Consider the following 19,739-nt stretch of genomic DNA (forward strand, 5'->3'; position numbering starts at 1 on the left):
AAACTATAAAAAGATTGTTTACACTACAAAAAAGGACAAGGAGTTATTATGGAAAAAATTCTTATTTTCGGACATCAAAACCCAGACACAGATACCATTTGCTCTGCCATTGCCTACGCTGATCTAAAAAATAAACTCGGCTTCAATGCTGAGCCCGTCCGCCTCGGACAAGTCAACGGCGAAACACAATACGCGCTTGATTATTTCAAGCAGGAAAGCCCGCGTTTGGTGGAAACAGCCGCAAACGAAGTAAACGGCGTCATCCTTGTTGACCACAATGAACGCCAGCAAAGCATCAAGGATATCGAAGACGTTCAGGTTCTTGAAGTTATCGACCACCACCGTATCGCCAACTTCGAAACAGCGGAACCTCTTTACTACCGTGCTGAGCCGGTCGGCTGTACGGCTACGATCTTAAACAAAATGTACAAAGAAAATAACGTGAAAATCGAGAAAGAAATTGCGGGCCTCATGCTGTCAGCAATCATTTCTGACTCTCTGTTATTTAAATCTCCGACTTGCACGGAGCAAGATATCGCAGCGGCAAAAGAGCTTGCTGAAATTGCCGGCGTAGATGCGGAAGAGTACGGCTTAAACATGCTGAAAGCGGGCGCCGACTTAAGCAAAAAAACTGTGGAAGAACTGATTTCTCTTGATGCGAAAGAGTTCACGCTCGGCAGCAAAAAAGTCGAAATCGCCCAAGTCAACACAGTTGATATTGAAGATGTTAAAAAGCGGCAGCCGGAATTAGAAGCGGCTCTTTCAAAAGTAATTGCTGAGAAGAACCTTGACCTGTTCCTTCTCGTGATTACGGATATTCTGGAAAACGATTCCCTTGCGCTTGCCATCGGTGATCAAGCGTCAAAAGTGGAAAAAGCATTCAACGTGACTTTAGAAAACAACACGGCTCTTTTAAAAGGCGTCGTATCCAGAAAGAAACAAGTCGTTCCTGTTTTAACAGACGCGATTGCAGAATAACCAACACACCCCGGAAACCAGCCGGGGTGTTTTTTTATTGCTCAATCATCAGACGGCGTTTCGTAAGCGCTTTCTCCGAAAATTATTTTGACGGAATTTAATATAAAATATACAATATATAATATATCACATGGAAGACGTTCGATTTCCTAATTATTGTAAGTTAGCATCACAACATCAGAATCGGGGGTGTCTATCCTGGAAAAACACGCTGCTCTTTCTTATTCACGAACAACAGGCATTTGGCTTGTGCTGACAGGAGCTATCTTATGGGGGGTCTCGGGAACGGTTGCCCAGTATCTGTTCCAGCACCGCCATTTTAATACAGAATGGCTGACTTCGGTGCGCCTTCTGGTGTCAGGGGCGCTTCTGCTCGGCATCGCGTACCGCAAAGAAAAAGGACGGATATGGGCTGTTTGGAAAGACAGACGGGACAGAATTCCCCCTTCTTTTATTCGGGATTTTCGGAATGTTAGGCGTTCAATACACCTACTTCGCGGCAATTGAGTACGGCAACGCGGCAACTGCTACCGTTCTTCAGTATTTAGGGCCAGCGATCATCACATGCTTTTTAGCGATTCGCGCAAAGAGAATTCCTTCAGCAAAAGAGCTTCTGGCCGTCTTATTGGCGGTTGCCGGCACATTCATTTTGGTCACGCACGGTAATGTCGGAAGCCTGTCCATATCCGGTCTGGCCGTCTTTTGGGGCATCAGTTCGGCGTTTGCACTGGCGTTTTACACCCTTCAGCCGCATCGTCTGCTGAAGAAATGGGGATCGGCCATTATTGTCGGATGGGGCATGCTGATCGGCGGAGCCGCCCTCAGCTTGATCCGCCCGCCCTGGAAATTTGAAGGCGAGTGGTCCTTTCCTGCATATGCCGCGATTGTGTTTATCATCATTTTCGGAACGCTCATCGCTTTTTATTGCTACTTGGAAAGCCTGAAATATCTGAGTGCCTCTGAAACCAGCCTGCTCGCCTGTGCAGAGCCGCTGTCGGCAGCTTTTTTAGCTGTTATCTGGCTGCATGTTCCCTTCGGAATATCAGAATGGCTGGGTACTTTGCTGATTTTAGCCACCATCGCTTTATTATCTATCAAGAAAAAATAACCTCTCTTTTTTAGAGAGGTTTTTTCCTAGGCCCAGAGCACCCCTTAGTCTCAATTACCCATATATTAAAAGGCCTTTTTTCATTTTACTATCATCCAAAAGAGGAAAATAGACCAGTTGTCAATAGAATCAGAGTCTAATAGAATGATGTCGACAAGTAAATCATGCAGGATTGTTACTGATAAAGCAGGCAAGACCTAAAATGTGTTAAGGGCAAAGTGTATTCTTTGGCGTCACCCCATACATATTTTAGGTCTTTTTTTCTGTAACAAACCTGCCATCCATGAATGCAGGAGGATCGAATCGGCAGATCGCAAAAAAGGTACATACAAAAGGAGACATGAACATGAACATCAAAAAATTTGCAAAACGAGCCACAGTTCTAACTTTTACGACTGCACTTCTGGCAGGGGGAGCGACTCAAGCCTTCGCGAAAGAAAATACCCAAAAACCTTACAAAGAAACGTACGGCGTCTCTCACATCACACGCCATGATATGCTGCAGATCCCTAAACAGCAGCAAAGTGAAAAATACCAAGTGCCTCAATTCGACCAATCAACAATTAAAAATATCGAGTCCGCAAAAGGACTGGATGTGTGGGACAGCTGGCCGCTCCAAAACGCTGACGGAACAGTAGCTGAATACAACGGCTATCACGTCGTGTTTGCTCTTGCCGGAAGCCCGAAAGACGCTGATGACACATCCATCTACATGTTTTATCAAAAAGTCGGCGACAACTCGATCGACAGCTGGAAAAACGCGGGCCGTGTCTTTAAAGACAGCGATAAGTTCGACGCCAACGATGAAATCCTGAAAGAACAGACACAAGAATGGTCCGGTTCTGCAACCTTTACATCTGACGGGAAAATCCGTTTATTCTACACTGACTTTTCCGGTACACATTACGGCAAACAAAGCCTGACAACGGCGCAGGTAAATGTGTCAAAATCTGATGACACGCTCAAGATCAACGGAGTGGAAGATCATAAAACGATTTTTGACGGTGACGGAAAAACATATCAAAACGTTCAGCAGTTTATCGATGAAGGGAACTATACATCCGGCGACAACCATACGCTGAGAGACCCTCACTACGTTGAAGACAAAGGCCATAAATACCTTGTATTCGAAGCCAACACGGGAACAGATAACGGATACCAAGGCGAAGAATCTTTATTTAACAAAGCGTACTACGGCGGCAGCACAAACTTCTTCCGTAAAGAAAGTCAGAAGCTTCAGCAAAGTGCTAAAAAACGCGATGCTGAATTAGCGAACGGCGCCCTCGGTATCGTAGAATTAAACAATGACTACACATTGAAAAAAGTCATGAAGCCGCTGATCACTTCAAACACGGTAACTGATGAAATCGAGCGCGCGAATGTTTTCAAAATGAACGGCAAATGGTACCTGTTCACTGATTCACGCGGTTCAAAAATGACGATCGACGGTATTAACTCCAACGATATCTACATGCTTGGTTATGTATCAAACTCTTTAACAGGTCCTTACAAGCCGCTGAACAAAACTGGTCTTGTACTGCAAATGGGTCTTGATCCTAACGATGTAACGTTCACTTACTCTCACTTCGCAGTGCCGCAAGCCAAAGGCAACAATGTCGTGATCACAAGCTACATGACAAACAGAGGCTTCTTTGAGGATAAAAAGGCAACATTTGCGCCAAGCTTCTTAATGAACATCAAAGGCAAGAAAACATCCGTTGTTAAAAACAGCATCCTTGAACAAGGACAGCTTACGGTTAACAACTAATAACAACAAAAAGAAAATGCCGATACTTCATTGGCATTTTCTTTTATTTCTCAACAAGATGGTGAACTCAATCATGTCACGAAAATGGCCCGTTGTAATATTGATCTTTTTGGGTGCGTTCCTGTTTGTCGGCTTACTGCCGAACAAAAGCCACAATTCCTCTGACACAAACACGGAGCATAAGAAAGATTACCGTGCGGCGTATCATTTTACGACCCCGGACAAATGGAAAAACGACCCTCAAAAGCCCATTTTTTTCGAGGGGAAATATCATTACTACTATCTTTATAATCGGGATTACCCGAACGGCAACGGCACAGAATGGCGGCACGCCGTATCAGAGGACTTGGTGCACTGGACGGACGAAGGCACGGCTATTCCGAAATACACCAACGAAAACGGCGATATATGGTCCGGTTCTGTCGTCATTGATAAACACAACACCGCGGGCTTCGGCAAAAACGCGCTGGTCGCCGTCACAACGCAGCCGACAGCCAAAACAAAAGCCCAGGAACAATATTTATGGTACAGCACGGACAAAGGAAAAACGTTTACTTCCTATAGTGATCAGCCCGTGATGAAAAATCCGGGAACTAAGGATTTCCGGGACCCGAAAGTGATCTGGGATGAACAGGATGACAAATGGGTGATGGCCATGGCCGAAGGCGAAAAAATCGGTTTTTATGAATCACCCGATTTAAAAAATTGGAAATACACGGGCGGTTTTATCACTCAGCAGATCGGCCTCGTCGAATGCCCCGACCTTTATATGATGCGTGCAGATGACGGAACAGCCAAGTGGGTTCTGGGCGCAAGCGCAAACGGCAAACCCGCAGGCAAACCGAATACATACGCGTATTGGACCGGAAACTTTGACGGGAAGGAATTTACCCCCGATCAAGAAGAACCGCAATGGCTCGATTACGGCTTTGACTGGTACGGCGGCGTCACATTTGAGGACGGTAATAGCGAAGATCCGCTGACAAAACGCTATGCGCTGGCATGGATGAACAATTGGGATTATCCGAATGAAACACCGACACTAAAAAACGGCTTTAACGGCACGGATTCTATCGTCCGTGAAATCCGCCTTCAGCAGCAGGAAGGCGGCACATACAGCCTAGTGTCAGAGCCGGTTGAAGCATTGAACCAATTAACCTCTTCAACTGACAGCATAGAACACAAACAGGTGAACGGTTCAGAGACACTGCCGATCAAAGGTGATACATATCAGCTTGATATGGATATCGCTTGGTCAGATATCAAAAATGCAGGCGTCAGACTCAGAGAATCAGCAGACCAAAGTCGGCATATTGATATCGGTATTTCGGCAGAAGACGGCTATGCCTATGTGAACAGATCGTTTACAGACCAGCCTGATAAAACCGGTGCATACGCCGAAAGCAAAGCCCCATTTGACGGAAACAAAGGGCGCGTCCATCTGAAAATTCTCGTGGATAAAACAAGTATTGAAGTATTTGCAGACGACGGAAAAACCGTTTTGACAAATGAAGTGTTCCCAAAACACGAAGATCAGGGAATCACGCTCTTTTCTGAAGGCGGCTCCGCTGACTTTCAGCATATTGAGATGAAGCATCTCGGTTCGATTCATTCTTAGACGTCCCTCTTCATTTCTAACCAGCGCCCGGACTGTGGTAAAATGCAAATATGTATACTACGATTCATGAGGTGTTCCATTGGATAATCAAAACAAAGAACCTGTGCTGAAAAGAACCATCATGCGGGACGAAGTGTATCGCACACTCAGAAACTGGATCATAACGGGCAAGCTCAAACCGGAAACAAAGTTAAAGGACAAGGATTTGTCGGAAACATTGGGAATCAGCCGCACCCCGATACGGGAAGCCTTATTGCGGCTGGAAGATGACGGCTTGGTGATAACAAAAGCGAACAGATGGACGCTTGTCGCTCCGATTGAGTTAAAAGAAGCGGAAAACTTGTATTCCATCGTCTGGACGCTTGAAAAACTCGCATTGCAGCAAGCTCTCCCGCATGTGGACGATGCCGTGATTCAGGAATTGAAACAGCTGAATGAAAATCTTCTTCAAACAATGAAAGACGGCGATAAACTGGCCATCCTGGAAGCGGACAATGCATTTCACCATCGCATCATTCTGCTTGCGGACAACGCCGAACTTCACAAATTGCTAGTAAGCCTGAAAGTCAAAATTCAGAGAATGGAAATCCGCTATTTCAGTGAAAACGGCGCTTTAAACAGATCATATAATGAACACTCTGATATCATTCACGCATTAGAACAGCAAGATGCCGCCGCTGCTTTTACAGCGCTTGAAGCGAATTGGAAAAACAGTTTAGAACGGCTGCAGAACATGGCATAGCAAACGAAACAGCCAAATCACTCATATGATTTGGCTGTTTTACGGATATCACAAGACAGCCGCGTTGGCTGTCTTGTTTACTTTTTGTTTATATATAAATACATACCGTAATCCGTCGGCACAGAAGCATACCCCATCTGTCTGAGCATGGCTGTTATATTCCCGCGATGATACGTTCCGTGGTTCACAACATGGAGGATCATATCGGCCGCTGCGGTTTTCATGATGTCACCTGACGGATGCTCTATTTCAAGGGGGAGGCTGATATTTTCTTCCTTTTGCAAAAATAATTGATACCGGTCTGATAATTCCGAGAACATATCTTCCAGCTCTTCTATCTCTTTAGACAAGATGTCCTCTTTTTGCTGGTCAGCTGATTTCAGCGTATCCTCCAGACGCTCTCCGGAGAACACATCAAACCACCCCTTATCCGACAGATACACATGAGTCAATACACCGGCTATCGACGGAAAGACACTTTGAATCTCCTTACGGTACACATCCTCCGGAAGCTCTTTAAGCCGGGTGAATATTTGCTGATTTGCCCAAAGATGATAATCATACAATTGCAGTGCCAGATGTCCCACATTACCCTCTCCTCTCTCGATATAGAACGTACGTTCCTCATTATACTACACTACATGCGGCTTTGTACCATCTTCTTCATTCGCAGCTGAGAAAATCCGATAAAAGCCGAAATTAATAAGAGGAGGCCTGCGCCAATATAAATAAACCGCACGCCGAATACATCCGAGATGACCCCCGTTCCGATAATGGAAAACATAAAAATGAACTGAACTAAAGCTGATCTCGCCGCTAATATATTGACCCGTGTCTTTTCGGTCGTGATGTTTTGAAGCAATGTTTCCTGCGTGAGATCTCGTAATACACAAGCCGGCCCCATACACAGCACCAGAAAAAGGGCCGTAACGGCACTTGTGATCAACCCATAAATAAACGTGAACATTCCATATGCCAAGGCTCCCGTCAGCATAAGCGGAATGAGATGATGCTGAAACTGACCGGATAACTTATAGATGATCAGTCCGCCGATCATCGTCCCTGCATAATAGACTCCGTTGACATACCCCCACCAAGCCTCTCCTTTATGAAGGACGTCATGCACATAAGTCAAGGACACAGACCCGATCCATATCATGCCTGCCCACGATTCGATCACATCCATCACAATGAGAACCCTCAGCTGCTTTTGCCGAAATAAATACACCCAGCCGCTTGCCGCATCTGCAAAAAGGGAACGTTCCCTGACTGCTGCCGGCGCACACATGCGTACTTGAAGAAACAGAATGATGCCCAAAACCGAAGAAACCAATAACATGACAGTGACGATCATTGTATCGCTCTCTCCCAAGAACGCTATGATGACGCCGCCGAGAGACCACCCCGCAAACTGAACGGTCTGATCCGCCGCAGATAATAAACCGTTCGCTTTCGCCCTTCGATCAGGAGGAATGATTTCCCCAATCAGCGCGCTTTTTATCGGAGCAAACCATCCGTTGCAAAAAGAAATGCCTCCGATCAGACAAAACATCAGAAAAAAGAATGCGGATGAACCGGTTTGGATGACAAAAAACAAACAGACTAACAGTGTGATCTGAATCAATTGAGAACCGATTAACAAAGACCGAAGCGTGAACCGGCCGGTGACCAGCGGCAAAACGGCACTGCCCAATACGCGACATACAATGCTGACGAACGTCATAAGAGAGGCCATCGCCGTCGAACCGGTTTTTGTAAACAAAAACAAGATGACAGCCATCGTATAAAGTGAGAACCCCAAGTTGATAGCGGTCTGGCTGTATAAAATAGCGTAATATGCCCTCTTCATATTCATCTTCTCACTCCCTGATTATGTAAATCATACCATATTTGCTGATCGGCTCTCTTTTTTTAAAAAAAGGTAGGTATGGAGTCAAAAAACAGCTGGCTGACATCGAAAATGTCATTAAGATTCCGGACAAAAACAAAAGCCGATGCACGCAGGCATCGGCTTTCAAATTAACCTAAACATTATTTATCACCAAACGACTCAAGAACAAGCGACACAAAAGCCTCGGCGGCCGGAAGCTGCCATTTTTTCTTTTTGACCAGCATATGAGAATAAAGCCGCTCGAACGGCTCAGACTGCTGAAGAATTTTCAGCTTCCCCGCTTTTACCTCTTCTTTTACCGTAATATAAGGTAAAACGGAGAAACCGAGTCCGCTCATCACCGTCTGCTTAATGGCTTCTATACTCCACAATTCCATTGTTTGTAAATGACTGATATCATGTTTGACGAGAAATCGTTCAAACATAGTCCGATAGCTGCATCCTTCTTCATTTGTAATAAAAAAGTGCTTGCCGCTTTGTTGATAGTCGTCAAAATGTTCCGGTGCGTCACTGCCCGCCACGAGGACGATGCGTTCCTCCAATAAAGAATGATGTATGCATTTTTCCATTTGTATCTCCGGATACACCATAAATGCGATATCCACGCGGCCGCTTACTAATTCCACCTGATTCTGCCCGCATGTTCCGTTGCTCAATATGATATTGACGTTCGGATACTTCATGGAATATTCTCTGATAATCGGCCCCAGTCTGGAAATGGTCAAAGACTCCGGCGCAGCAATTTTTAAAACGCCCTTCACCTCGTGAATGCTTTGCATATTTTTGATCTTGTCATGGGCGGAAAGTAAATCCTCGGCTAACGGTATCAGCTCTCTCCCTAAAGGCGTCAGTTTCAGACGCCTTTTTTCGTACGTAAATAATGCGCCGCCGATCTCCTGTTCAAGCGCCTGAATATGAGTCGTAATCGTCGACTGCGTATATCCCAGCTTCGCCGCGGCCCCTGTATAGCTTCCCTTATCTACAATGGCCTGAAATGTAATAAGATGTCTGATCTCCATATGAATTCACCTCTAAGATGTATCGAAAAAATCAATAATGCGATTTTATTTTTCAATTTTATTTATAACTATTCTTATCATACAATAAAAAACGGTTCCATCACATTAGCAAATGAAGGTGATTTAATGAGTATCATAGCTTTTCTTTCTTATGTCCTGATGACATCTATTACACCCGGACCGAGCAATATTTTAATGATGAATGAAGCGCGCAGAGCCGGCTTTATCGGTTCATGGCGTTTTAACGGCGGAATCCTGACGGGATTTGCAGTTCTCGGCATTCTCAGCGGTCTGTTTACCATGAGTGTTTATCATTGGATTCCCGTCGTGGAACCTTACTTTAAAATTGCCGGAGCCGTCTATTTGCTCTATTTGGCTTGGCAGATCTCGCTGCCCAAAACATCAAAAGGCGATTCTGAAAAAAACCGATCGTCTTTTCTATCGGGATTTCTGTTTCAAATGATCAATATAAAGAGTATTTTATTCTTTTTAACCTTAATGAGCGCTTTTATATTGCCATTTCAGCACACGTATCCATTGATTGCGTTCTGGCTCGCGTCGGCTATTCTCCTGGGCTGGGCGGCTTTACTGCTGTGGTCGGCGTTCGGCTCTGTTTTTAAACATCTCTTTGAGAAACACGATAAAGCGTTTCGCATCGTGATGTGTCTGCTGCTCATCTATTCTGCGGTAAGCATTTATCTGTAATTCAAAAAAGATAAACGCCTATTGGTGTTTATCTTTTTTTCGTTTCGTCAATAATCCCAGCCAGACTGAAACGGCTGCTGAAACGGCAGAAAGCGCCGTGATCATGACGGCAATGCCGCCCCAGCCGAATTGGTGATAGAAAGCGCCGCTTGCAGTCCCCCCGATGCTCCCTCCCACATAATAGGAAAACAAATATAAGGCCGCGGCCTGTGCCTTATCGCGGACGGCCAGTTCGCCAACCCAGCTGCTGGAGATCGAATGGCCCGCAAAAAAGCCGAATGTGAAAATCGCAACTCCTAAAATCATGATCCCTATATCAGCAGATAAAGTAATGCAGACACCAATCATGACAATCACCAATGAGAATGGCAGGATTTTTCTTTTGCCGTATTTGTCTGCTAACATGCCCATCCACGTTGAACTGAACGTTCCGACAAGGTATACGAGAAAAATAAATCCGACTGCCGTTTGGCTTAGTGAATAAGGCGGCTTCATCAATTGAAAACCGATATAGTTATATAAAGATACAAAGCCGGCTTCCAATAAAAAACCGATGATCAAAAGGCAGCCGAAACCGGGCGTCCTGTATTGACGGTAAAATGAGGTGAAAATGTCGTTTCTTTTATATGTCCGGGGCGTAAAATGAGAAGAGGCAGGAAGGATCGTCCAGAAGATAATGCTTGCCAGCAAGCTGATGAGGCCGATCGTCAGCAAAGCCGTATGCCAGCTGAAGGAATCCGTCAGAAAGCCGCTGATGATGCGTCCCGTCATGCCGCCAATCGAATTTCCGCTGATATAAAGCCCCATTGCCATTCCCAAGCTGTCCGGCTCGATTTCTTCAGCTAAATAAGCCATTGCCGCGGCGGGAAGCCCCGCTAATGCAACTCCCTGCAGCGCCCTGCAAACGACGAGCAGCTGAAAGTCCGAAACAAACCCTGTGAGAACGGCTAGGATGGATGCAGCAAATAATGACACGCCCATTATCTGCTTCCGCCCGTACATTTCTGATAAAAAACCGGCGAATACCAGACTGATGGCTAAAGCAATCGTTGCCGCTGATTGGCTTAAGCTTGAAATCGCCGGTGACAGGTGAAAATCGTTTGCGATATCAGGCAGCAGCGGCTGTGTTCCCCAAAGGATGGCAAACGTGCAAAATCCGCCAGCAAACAAAGCGAAGTTTACCTTTTTGAATTGAAGTGTGCCGCGGCGAATGTAAGTCATTTATCTTCCCCCTTTTCTGTTAAGCCGGGTTTGAATAAACGCTATAAAATTCTCCGCTGCCGGCGATAAATAGCCGTCTTTCCTCCAAGCCAAACCAATCTCTCTTTCACAGATCGGATTGGTGACACTGAGAAGTTTGACCTTTGTTTTATCAAAAACGTGCAAGTCAGGGATAAGAGACACCCCCAGTTTAGCGCCGACTAACCCGGAAGCTGTCACAATATCTTCTCCCTCAAATACGACATCCGGTGAAAATCCCGCTTTTTCACACAACTCTTTAATCATGCCGTGAAGAACATTTGTATCTTTAAAAGAGATAAACGGTTCATGCTCCGCCATTTTCAAATCAATTTCATCATATGAGGCGAGCGGATGTTCAGCAGAAACGGCTAAATATAACTCTTCTGTTAAAAGCGGCTGGCAGATCACCTCATCGTTTTCATCACGAAGCGAAGTCAATGCGATGTCCACTTCTCTTGACGTTAATTGCTCGATAATCTGCTGATTTGATGCTTGGGTCAACTGAAAATTGACATGAGGATACATGTGTTGAAACGAGCTGATCACATCCGGAACCATACTCATGCCAAGCGACGGCAAAAAAGACAACAATATTGTGCCGTTGTTGGGATGGATTTCATTCCACACTTCCTGCTTACCGATTTCAATTTGTCTGATAGATTGTTCCACACGATGCAAAAACATTTTCCCGTACCGATTCAAATAAATATTCCTGCCTTTGCGATCAAAAAGCTGAACGCCCAGCTCGTCTTCAAGCTTTGAAATCGAACGGCTGAGAGCGGGCTGAGATATGGACAGCTGTTTTGCTGCCTGTGTAATATGCTGCACTTGCGCCACTGTCTGAAAATAATTAATCTGATGCCAATCCATTGATTGCCTCCGCGATTTGTTATTTTCACTTATCATACGTTACCCGATCTATAACTTCTAATTGTTAGTTTGCATGAAACTGATGCATATAAGGAATGATTTTCAAAACAGAATAAAAAAAGAGGGCTTCCTTTCCGGAAGCCCTCTTTCCGTCTGCTACGCCAATAATAGAAAAATAAGCGCTAAAACAGCCGGAAGTCCTTGTTTTACGATAATTGATTTGTTTGAAGTAAAGCCTCCGAAAATGGCCGCGATGACCACGCAGATGACGAAAAACATTTGAATCATATGGCCAATCGGATCAGCTCCGAGGATCAGCCCCCAAATGAGGCCGGCAGCCAGAAATCCATTATACAGACCCTGATTTGCAAACATGACCGCTACATTCCGATCACCTTCTAAATGCTTCGGCAATTTGAAGGACCGCTTAGCTGCCTTCGAATTGATAAAAAACATTTCAAGTATCATGATAAATATATGTTCTAAAGCTACAATTCCGACGAAAACAGCTGCAATAATCTCCACTGTCCCTCTCCCCTCAGCTTCACTTCAACCTTATTTCCATTGTGCGATTGTTTCGATAGGAAGACGGTAGGAAGCATATCCTTCGTCTGCCGCTTTTCCGATTGATAACAGCATGACCGGTACATAACGCTCTTTATCCATTCCGAAAACCTCGGCAATCTTTTCTTTATCGTAGCCGCCGATCGGGTTTGTGTCATAGCCGTGCGCGCGTGCCGTAAGCATCAGCTGCATGGAAACGAGTCCTCCGTCAATCAGAATCGTTTCACGGTTCACTTGCTCCGGCAGTTTTTCAAAATGCGCCGTCAACGCAGCGATTTGTCTGTCTTTTACTTCCTGCGGCATGTAGCCCAGTTCGACCGCTTTTGAATAAATTTCTTCTAAATAGTCATCACTGTTCATATCTGCGAAAACCGCGATCACCGCAGATGATGTGCTGACTTGTGTTTGGTTGAAGCTTGCAAGCGGCGCGAGTTTTTCTTTTCCTTCAGGGCTGTCAATGACGAGAAAACGCCACGGCTGCGCGTTGACTGAAGACGGCGCCGTCGTTGCTTCTTCCAGGATTTGAGTCATTTCTTCTTTGCTGATTTTTACGGCCGGATCGTAATTCCGAATGGAACGGCGCCCTTTCATAATGTCCATAAAGTCGTTTGTTTTCAGTTCTGTTTTCATGTGTAAAACACTCCTATGCTTTCATATTTTCTATATTATTCTGCATCTGTGACAATACGTTTTTTAACATACTGCGTTCTTCCTCGCTGACACCGGCAAGCATTTCCTTTATGAAACGCTCCTTCTCCTTTTTGGAAGCCTCGATTCTCTCCCGCCCCTGTTCAGTAAGCCGGACAAGTATAATTCGGTTGTCCTCGGGCTTCCGCCTTCTTGTGACCATTTCTTTGGCTTCAAGCTGTTTCAAGTGTCTGGTCACGGCTGCGCCATCAATATTCACCTTTTTCTGAAGATCGCTTTGGCTGATCTCATCGACGTAAAAAAGCACGGCGAGAAGCTCAAGGCGGGATTGGCTGATTCCGGTGCACGCTTCAAACTTCGTGCCGATCACTTTATGCAGTGATTGGAGCTGATATAAAATCTCGCCTTCCTCTGAACAACATGCTGTCAAAACCCATCCCCACTTTCTTTTGCGCAATTAATTGACTAGTCAATGTTTGATATATCAATAATATACAGCCGTCATTCTATTTTTGCAAGTTTTTTCTCCTTTTTTAAAAAAGCTGCCGATTAACGGCAGCTCACTTCTTAATGATTATGGACTTTTCTGAAATTACTGCCTTTTACTTCTGCGACATCATATACCGTCACAAAGGCTTGTTTATCAATGTCATTAATAATTTCTTTCAGTTTGGTTTCTTCTAAACGGTTGATAACACACGTGATTTCTTGGAATTTTTCATGAGAAAAACCGCCGTATGCTTCTTTATAAGTAGCGCTCCGGCCCAATTCTTCACGAATGGTCTCTACCATTAATGCAGGCTCATTGGTGATAATCTGAAATGTTTTAGAACCGCTTAAGCCTTCCTCAACCACATGAATGACCTTAGACGCAATGTAATAAGCAATGACGGAAAGCAATGCGCCTTGCAGCCCGAATACAAAAGAAACAAAAATAAACACAAACATGTTTAAAAATAAAATGAGGTCGCTCGTGCCAAACGGCAATTTCCGTGACAGAAGCACAGCCAGCATATCAATTCCATCTAAGGCGCCGCCGTTGCGCAATGCCAATCCCATTCCCAAGCCGAGAATAATCCCGCCGACAACGGTGATTAACAGGGTGTCTCCCTCAATGATAGCCGGTGTGTGGTGGAAAAAACTCGTGCCCGCGGCAAGTGAGACAATACCGATAATTGATAGAAACGCAAAACCTTTCCCGATTTGCTTATATCCTAACCAGACAAACGGTATATTGATCACCGCGATTAAGATCCCAAGAGGCAAATGAAACAGCTGTGAACCGACAATGCTGAGTCCGGTTACACCGCCGTCAGATACACTATTCGGAATCAATACGGTTTCCAGTCCATACGCGGCAATAATTCCGCCGATGATGACCATGATGGCCCGTACGATTGATTTCACTCTGAATTTCTTACGTCTTTGTTTTTCGATTGTACTCATATCATTCCCCGCTTCAATTATTTTTTCTTATTTAAATATACCATAATTGATACTTTTCGTTAAAAATAAGCCTATCGGCTATGTTGAAGCAGGAACCGAGGAAGGAGATGTCACAGATAACGTATCCATTTATGACTTTAATCATTCACAACGCAATCATTCACTAAAAGGAACTAATAACCATTAATAATCTCTTTTATTCCCCTTCTTCACAAATTCCCAATCATGTTCTATATTTTTTCTCACCCGCTGAAGAAGGCTGAAAATGGTTTCTTTTTCCTCAGATGTAAAGCCGGACAGAGCTACCTCCGCAGAATGCTCTCCTTCTCTTTGCAATAACGGATAAACCTTTCTCCCTTTTTCAGTCGGAAACAGTTTTTTTATTTTTTTATTTTGATCATCAGGACGCTTTTCAATAAACCCCTGTATTTCCAGTTTTTTGATTGCCCTCGCCGCTGTTGTTCGGTCGACTTTAATCATTTCCGCCACTTTTTCCTGTATCACTCCCGGGTTTTCACATATACGCACAAGATAGAGATACTGCCCTTTTGTTAAGTCTAATTCTTTAAATTCAATATTGCTGATGGAATCCAGTGCCCGTGCGATCATGCCGATTTCCCGCAAAATATCAGTCATATCTTTTCAAACCCTTCATTTTTTGTTGCATTTACAATATAATTATTTTATCGTTACTTCTATAAGACCACAAGCAAGCCGTGCAGTCCAGACTAACATGTGAAAAGGATTGGTTGATTATGAGGATAAAAAGAATAACAACGGAAATTGATTTACAAGCAGCGCTTGAGATTAGAAAAGCAGTATTCATTGAGGAACAGCAAGTACCTGAATCCGATGAATTTGATCAGTTCGATACGCTTCAGGAACAGTGCGGGCATGTCTTGGTTTATCATGAAAATCAGCCTGCCGGCACAGGACGCGTCCGCATTGTAAACCATACAGGCAAGCTCGAACGAATCTGCATCCTGAAGCCTTACCGTAAATACGGGTTGGGCAAAGTCATCATACGCGAATTAGAAAACATGGTAAAAGAAAAAGGCATCACCCAATGTAAACTGCATGGACAAACACATGCGGAAGGCTTTTATCACAAACTGGGCTATCAGACAGATTCACCGGAATTTATGGAAGACGGCATCCCGCATGTCTTGATGACAAAAGAGCTGTGAGCTGTCACTGAATGAGCAGCCAAACGGCTGTATGAATTATTTACCGAAGGCCTTGTATAAAGGCTTTTTTTCTTAGCCTGAAACTCAAATTAAAAGGTATGTGTGCTCAGCCGGTGCTTGTCACAAATGACCGCCACAAAAAAATCAAATCTGGAATAAAACTACCAATTTAAGCTTTTAATCTATTAAAAATTAACAGTTAAAGAGATTATAAAAAGGGAAGAAAATCTCAAATTATACAAGGAAGGCTGATTCTCTCTAATATGGACTGCTGACGCGTTACATTTTTTCTATCTTCACATATCTTTATACTACGTACGTTATAAATAGATTCCAGGAGGAGATATGAAGTGGAAGAAACGAGTATGGAGCCATCACGGCTCTGCAAAGAATTTGCTAGAATTCTCAATTCAACGCCCAGTGTCGTAAATGGCGTATGTACGGCGACAAGATTTCGAAGCAACATTCATCCGGTGGTACTCGGAAGAAGAGCCGAGGCATTTCCTTTTATTCCTCAGGCCTTTTCATTTGAAAGCATGGATCGGGAAGGCAGAGCTTTATGTTTAGGTGAAACTGTTTTACTGCAAGAAGAAGTGAACCCGTTAATGAGTGAGCTGCGCAAATTCGGTATCATCGTAACTGCCGTTCATAACCATTGGCTGTTTGATAAACCGCGTCTGATGTTTATGCATTTTGAATCAATTGATAAACCTCTCAATTTTGCAAGAAAAGTGAGAGAGGCCCTGAGAGTTCTAACTACTAAAACTGTGCGTGCGGTACCAAAAACTGACGGGGAAATGATTGAACGGCATGGTCTTTGTGACGAATTCAACGATATTCTAGGCGGAACCATGCATACGTTTGAAAATGGAATTTGTACAGTAATGAGATCACGAACGAATATAAAACCAGTAGTACTGGGACGGCCCGGAAGATCATTTTTGCTCATTCCGCAAATGTTTTCATTTGAATCAATGACAAAAGACGGCCGTGCTCTTTGCAGCGGAGAAACTGTCATTCTGCAAAAAGAAATCAATCCATTTATCAGCGTTCTTCGGAAACATGATCTGATTGTAACGTCACTTCACAATCACTGGCTGTTTGATAAACCGAGACTGATGTATATTCATTTCGAAGCGATTGATAAACCTGTCAACTTCGCCTTAAAAGTGAGAGATGCTTTAAAAGTGCTTACTGATAAAGAGGTCAAAGCTTAGCATGTTTCGAAGTATCAAAAAGCGATTAATATAATCGCTTTTACATATGATCAACCGAAAAACAAAAAAGAGGTCAGACATTTTAATGTTAAAAAACAGCCTTATAGGCTGTCGTTTTGTGTATATTCTATTGATGAGTTTATACTAATTCATCCCGCATTCCATACAAGCTCTTTATTTCTCAATGGTTTTCTACATGTCGTTGTGCAAACACCTTCTTAGCCACTGAAAGAGCATTAAGTACACGCGGGAATCCTGTATAAGGAACCAATTGGGTGATACTCTCTACAATCTCAGTCGGTGTTAATCCGGATGTAAGCCCTGTATTGATATGAAGTTCAAGCTGCGGCTCGGTTCCTTGCGTTACAAGGGATGAAATGGTAACAAGCGCACGTTGTTGATTGGTTAATCCCGGTCGTGAATATATATCTCCATAAGCAAATTCTATCATGTACTTACTTACATCTGGGGCGATATCTTTCAAGTCTTCGGAAATCTTTAAATGCGTAGAGATTTTATCATCGCTTGTTAAAGTGTACTCCATTAATTTGTCTAAACCTTGTTGGTAACGGCTTTGGTCCATTTGAATTTCCTCCTGAAAAGTACTTATTTTCTGACATAAGATAATATATCGCAGCCCTCTCTAACCGTAAAATACATAAAAACTATAAAAACCATTCATTTTTTTCATGAGTTATCTTGATCTGCGTAATTACTCTTACAAAAAAATGAAATATACCGGATAAATTCGCGTACTGCGTGTGAAACATATTTGCCTTTTTTTAAAATAATCGCCACTTTCCAAGGAATGGATGGATTGACAATGGAAATTGCCTTAACTAAACTTTGATCAGTCTTTTTCACTATAGATTGAGGGAAAATGGAAATACCTAGTTCTTCTCCAATCATTTCGCTGATAAAATCCCATTGAGAACTTTCATAAACGATATTTGGACGAAAACCGGCTCTAATACACTCTTGAATAATCCGATCGTGAAGAGAAAAGTCTTCACTAAACAGGATGAAAGGTTCATTTTTCAAGTCTTGCATTTCCACAATCTCTTTATGAACAAGCGGATGAGCGGAATGAACGAAGAGCATCAGTTCTTCATTAAGCAATGGAATGATATCAAACTGCTCTTCGTCCACTGGTTCAATAACCACGCCAAGATCCAGTACCCCATCTTCAACCTCCTGTTTCACCTTGTTTCCCCCATGTTCTATCAGCTTGATGTTCACATCAGGATACAATTGTTTAAATCCTCTAATGATTTTAGGAAAAAATAAGACACCGATAAGCGGCGGTATTCCAATTTTCACTTTTCCTTTTTTTAAATGTAAAAGATCGTATAAGTTCGTCGACAAGTCATCTATTGACTTCATAATCATTTGGCCCTGCTCAAATACAATTTCGCCTGCATCTGTCAAAGCGATTTGTCTAGCTGATCGATCAATGAGCTCAACCTTTAATTCCTCTTCCAAACTTTTCACCATCTTACTTAAGGCAGGCTGTGACAAATGCAAATTTTCTGATGCCTTAGTAAAACTGTTGGATTTAGCAACTTCAAGAAAGTAAGTGATTTGGCGTATATCCATCGTATGATCTCCATTCCATAAGTTTAACGAATACATTATATTCTTTTTATTCATTTTACTTATACAACTGCTGGGTGTAAACTTTTAGGAGACCAAAATGAATCCTGGAGGGGTTACTATGAGTAAATTATTGGAAAGTAAAGTTGCTCTTGTTACAGGCGCGGCGAGTGGAATTGGTTTAGAAATTGCACGTGAATTCGCTAAAGAAGGCGCAAAAGTGGTAATTTCCGATTTGAACGAAAAAGCCGTGCAACATGCAGCTGAGGAACTTACGGAACAAGGATACGAAGTCCTCTCTGCGGTTTGTGATGTAACAAACGAAGAACAAGTAGAAAAAAGTGTCTCTAAGACACTTGAAGCCTTTGGGCGATTGGATATTCTGGTAAACAATGCAGGGATTCAGCATGTGTCGGATATAGAAAACTTCCCGACTGATAAATTTGAATTTATGCTGAAATTAATGCTTACTGCTCCTTTTAGTGCGACAAAAAGAGTATTCCCTTTGATGAAAAAACAAAAATTTGGCCGCATCATCAATATGGCTTCCATAAATGGTTTAATCGGTTTTGCAGGGAAAGCGGCTTATTGCAGCGCCAAACACGGTTTGATCGGTTTAACTAAAGTATCAGCATTGGAAGGAGCGGAATACGGAATTACCGTCAACGCCTTGTGTCCGGGATATATCGACACTCCATTGGTGCAAAACCAGTTAAAAGATATTGCAGAGACTAGAGGCATTTCTAAAGAAAAGGTGTTTGAAGAAGTCATTTACCCCTTGGTTCCTCAAAAACGTTTGTTAACCGTGCAAGAAATCGCTGATTACGCAGTATTCCTCGCCAGTGACAAAGCGAAAGGCGTTACAGGGCAGGCAGTCGTAATGGACGGCGGTTATACGGCCCAATGATCTAAATATTAGAAAAAGCGCTATTCTTCATCTGTGATATAAGAATTTCTGTAAATGATTTACTCTTCAAAAACCAAGCCGATGTTCTTCTAGGAAAGACATAACCATACAATTGAAGTTTGAATAAAACAAGGAGAGCAGAGATTAACTTTTTTTACATTTTGCATCTTAACTTAAGAAAAGCCGCTTTGTTGGCGGCTTTTTTACTGGTTTTCATGAGGGGGAAGAAGCATTTG

Annotated in this window: 20 protein-coding genes and 1 pseudogene; 9 read left to right on the forward strand and 12 right to left on the reverse strand. The window is 43.3% G+C overall.

Translation table 11 applies throughout. From position 1 onward, the window contains the following. Positions 1–48: 48 nt before the first annotated feature. The 5 genes and pseudogenes from G9F50_RS17095 to G9F50_RS17115 all read left to right on the forward strand — a co-directional run bounded on the left by G9F50_RS17095 (position 49) and on the right by G9F50_RS17115 (position 6,214). Positions 49–978, forward strand: a complete 930-nt coding sequence (locus G9F50_RS17095) for a manganese-dependent inorganic pyrophosphatase (RefSeq protein WP_004393053.1) — start codon at positions 49–51, stop codon at positions 976–978. A gap of 189 nt (positions 979–1,167) precedes the next feature. Then, positions 1,168–2,086 (forward strand): annotated as a pseudogene (locus G9F50_RS17100) (DMT family transporter). Positions 2,087–2,432: 346 nt separating this feature from the next. Further along, on the forward strand, positions 2,433–3,854 hold the full coding sequence (locus tag G9F50_RS17105; protein ID WP_039063877.1) for a glycoside hydrolase family 68 protein: 1,422 nt from the start codon (positions 2,433–2,435) through the stop codon (positions 3,852–3,854). A gap of 73 nt (positions 3,855–3,927) precedes the next feature. Continuing rightward, on the forward strand, positions 3,928–5,472 hold the full coding sequence (locus tag G9F50_RS17110) for a glycoside hydrolase family 32 protein (protein WP_060562282.1): 1,545 nt from the start codon (positions 3,928–3,930) through the stop codon (positions 5,470–5,472). Positions 5,473–5,551: 79 nt separating this feature from the next. Next, positions 5,552–6,214 carry a GntR family transcriptional regulator gene (locus tag G9F50_RS17115; RefSeq protein ID WP_007409865.1) on the forward strand — a complete coding sequence of 221 codons (663 nt, stop codon included), beginning with the start codon at positions 5,552–5,554 and terminating at the stop codon, positions 6,212–6,214. Between the two features lie 77 nt (positions 6,215–6,291). On the opposite strand, the gene G9F50_RS17120 is transcribed toward G9F50_RS17115, so the two are convergent. From G9F50_RS17120 to G9F50_RS17130, 3 genes are all read right to left on the reverse strand, one after another. Next, complete coding sequence (locus G9F50_RS17120) at positions 6,292–6,801, reverse strand: DinB family protein (protein ID WP_060562281.1); 510 nt, start codon at positions 6,799–6,801, stop codon at positions 6,292–6,294. Positions 6,802–6,851: 50 nt separating this feature from the next. Next, on the reverse strand, positions 6,852–8,069 hold the full coding sequence (locus tag G9F50_RS17125; RefSeq protein ID WP_060562280.1) for an MFS transporter: 1,218 nt from the start codon (positions 8,067–8,069) through the stop codon (positions 6,852–6,854). Positions 8,070–8,245: 176 nt separating this feature from the next. Beyond that, positions 8,246–9,124: a LysR family transcriptional regulator gene (locus tag G9F50_RS17130; protein WP_015240968.1), complete on the reverse strand. Its 879-nt coding sequence runs from the start codon at positions 9,122–9,124 to the stop codon at positions 8,246–8,248. Between the two features lie 126 nt (positions 9,125–9,250). On the opposite strand from G9F50_RS17130, the gene G9F50_RS17135 reads away from it, so the two are divergent. Next, entirely contained in the window at positions 9,251–9,829 is a 579-nt protein-coding gene (locus G9F50_RS17135) for a LysE family translocator (protein WP_060562568.1), read from the forward strand. Positions 9,830–9,847: 18 nt separating this feature from the next. Here G9F50_RS17135 and G9F50_RS17140 read toward each other — a convergent pair whose 3' ends face one another. The 7 genes from G9F50_RS17140 to G9F50_RS17170 form a co-directional block, all read right to left on the reverse strand. Further along, positions 9,848–11,050 carry an MFS transporter gene (locus G9F50_RS17140; protein WP_063093713.1) on the reverse strand — a complete coding sequence of 401 codons (1,203 nt, stop codon included), beginning with the start codon at positions 11,048–11,050 and terminating at the stop codon, positions 9,848–9,850. Next, positions 11,051–11,941, reverse strand: coding sequence for a LysR family transcriptional regulator (locus G9F50_RS17145; RefSeq protein ID WP_099567246.1), 891 nt, complete (start codon positions 11,939–11,941; stop codon positions 11,051–11,053). 156 nt (positions 11,942–12,097) lie between these two features. Beyond that, positions 12,098–12,466 (reverse strand): DUF1304 domain-containing protein, encoded by a 369-nt coding sequence (locus tag G9F50_RS17150; protein WP_039063879.1) that lies wholly within the window; start codon positions 12,464–12,466, stop codon positions 12,098–12,100. A 30-nt stretch (positions 12,467–12,496) separates the two neighbouring features. Then, positions 12,497–13,135, reverse strand: a complete 639-nt coding sequence (locus G9F50_RS17155; RefSeq protein WP_004393039.1) for a nitroreductase family protein — start codon at positions 13,133–13,135, stop codon at positions 12,497–12,499. A 13-nt stretch (positions 13,136–13,148) separates the two neighbouring features. Further along, positions 13,149–13,610 carry a MarR family winged helix-turn-helix transcriptional regulator gene (locus G9F50_RS17160; RefSeq protein ID WP_169510223.1) on the reverse strand — a complete coding sequence of 154 codons (462 nt, stop codon included), beginning with the start codon at positions 13,608–13,610 and terminating at the stop codon, positions 13,149–13,151. A gap of 110 nt (positions 13,611–13,720) precedes the next feature. Next, complete coding sequence (locus G9F50_RS17165) at positions 13,721–14,599, reverse strand: YitT family protein (RefSeq protein ID WP_060562277.1); 879 nt, start codon at positions 14,597–14,599, stop codon at positions 13,721–13,723. Positions 14,600–14,782: 183 nt separating this feature from the next. After that, positions 14,783–15,235 (reverse strand): MarR family winged helix-turn-helix transcriptional regulator, encoded by a 453-nt coding sequence (locus tag G9F50_RS17170; RefSeq protein ID WP_007409879.1) that lies wholly within the window; start codon positions 15,233–15,235, stop codon positions 14,783–14,785. Between the two features lie 119 nt (positions 15,236–15,354). On the opposite strand from G9F50_RS17170, the gene G9F50_RS17175 reads away from it, so the two are divergent. Further along, on the forward strand, positions 15,355–15,786 hold the full coding sequence (locus G9F50_RS17175; RefSeq protein ID WP_060562276.1) for a GNAT family N-acetyltransferase: 432 nt from the start codon (positions 15,355–15,357) through the stop codon (positions 15,784–15,786). Between the two features lie 350 nt (positions 15,787–16,136). Then, on the forward strand, positions 16,137–17,003 hold the full coding sequence (locus G9F50_RS17180) for a DUF1259 domain-containing protein (protein ID WP_012118923.1): 867 nt from the start codon (positions 16,137–16,139) through the stop codon (positions 17,001–17,003). Between the two features lie 181 nt (positions 17,004–17,184). Here the strand turns inward: G9F50_RS17180 and G9F50_RS17185 are convergent, their stop codons facing one another. Together G9F50_RS17185 and G9F50_RS17190 are read right to left on the reverse strand one after the other, a co-directional pair. Continuing rightward, positions 17,185–17,586, reverse strand: a complete 402-nt coding sequence (locus G9F50_RS17185) for a carboxymuconolactone decarboxylase family protein (protein ID WP_007409882.1) — start codon at positions 17,584–17,586, stop codon at positions 17,185–17,187. A gap of 104 nt (positions 17,587–17,690) precedes the next feature. Further along, positions 17,691–18,599, reverse strand: a complete 909-nt coding sequence (locus G9F50_RS17190) for a LysR family transcriptional regulator (protein WP_007409883.1) — start codon at positions 18,597–18,599, stop codon at positions 17,691–17,693. A gap of 118 nt (positions 18,600–18,717) precedes the next feature. Here G9F50_RS17190 and G9F50_RS17195 point away from each other — a divergent pair, with 118 nt between their 5' ends. Further along, on the forward strand, positions 18,718–19,503 hold the full coding sequence (locus G9F50_RS17195) for a 3-hydroxybutyrate dehydrogenase (RefSeq protein WP_060562567.1): 786 nt from the start codon (positions 18,718–18,720) through the stop codon (positions 19,501–19,503). The last annotated feature ends 236 nt before the right edge of the window (positions 19,504–19,739 follow it).

It is taken from the genome of Bacillus sp. EKM206B (assembly GCF_011066015.1).
GTDB classification, from domain to species: domain Bacteria; phylum Bacillota; class Bacilli; order Bacillales; family Bacillaceae; genus Bacillus; species Bacillus velezensis.

Bases quoted from the DNA above. Each gene is read 5' to 3' on its own strand.
- G9F50_RS17095 (WP_004393053.1), top strand. From the start codon at position 49: ATGGAAAAAATTCTTATTTTCGGACATCAAAACCCAGACACAGATACC.
- G9F50_RS17105 (WP_039063877.1), top strand. From the start codon at position 2,433: ATGAACATCAAAAAATTTGCAAAACGAGCCACAGTTCTAACTTTTACG.
- G9F50_RS17110 (WP_060562282.1), top strand. From the start codon at position 3,928: ATGTCACGAAAATGGCCCGTTGTAATATTGATCTTTTTGGGTGCGTTC.
- G9F50_RS17125 (WP_060562280.1), bottom strand. From the start codon at position 8,069: ATGAATATGAAGAGGGCATATTACGCTATTTTATACAGCCAGACCGCT.
- G9F50_RS17130 (WP_015240968.1), bottom strand. From the start codon at position 9,124: ATGGAGATCAGACATCTTATTACATTTCAGGCCATTGTAGATAAGGGA.
- G9F50_RS17135 (WP_060562568.1), top strand. From the start codon at position 9,251: ATGAGTATCATAGCTTTTCTTTCTTATGTCCTGATGACATCTATTACA.
- G9F50_RS17140 (WP_063093713.1), bottom strand. From the start codon at position 11,050: ATGACTTACATTCGCCGCGGCACACTTCAATTCAAAAAGGTAAACTTC.
- G9F50_RS17145 (WP_099567246.1), bottom strand. From the start codon at position 11,941: ATGGATTGGCATCAGATTAATTATTTTCAGACAGTGGCGCAAGTGCAG.
- G9F50_RS17155 (WP_004393039.1), bottom strand. From the start codon at position 13,135: ATGAAAACAGAACTGAAAACAAACGACTTTATGGACATTATGAAAGGG.
- G9F50_RS17165 (WP_060562277.1), bottom strand. From the start codon at position 14,599: ATGAGTACAATCGAAAAACAAAGACGTAAGAAATTCAGAGTGAAATCA.
- G9F50_RS17170 (WP_007409879.1), bottom strand. From the start codon at position 15,235: ATGACTGATATTTTGCGGGAAATCGGCATGATCGCACGGGCACTGGAT.
- G9F50_RS17175 (WP_060562276.1), top strand. From the start codon at position 15,355: ATGAGGATAAAAAGAATAACAACGGAAATTGATTTACAAGCAGCGCTT.
- G9F50_RS17185 (WP_007409882.1), bottom strand. From the start codon at position 17,586: ATGGACCAAAGCCGTTACCAACAAGGTTTAGACAAATTAATGGAGTAC.
- G9F50_RS17190 (WP_007409883.1), bottom strand. From the start codon at position 18,599: ATGGATATACGCCAAATCACTTACTTTCTTGAAGTTGCTAAATCCAAC.
- G9F50_RS17195 (WP_060562567.1), top strand. From the start codon at position 18,718: ATGAGTAAATTATTGGAAAGTAAAGTTGCTCTTGTTACAGGCGCGGCG.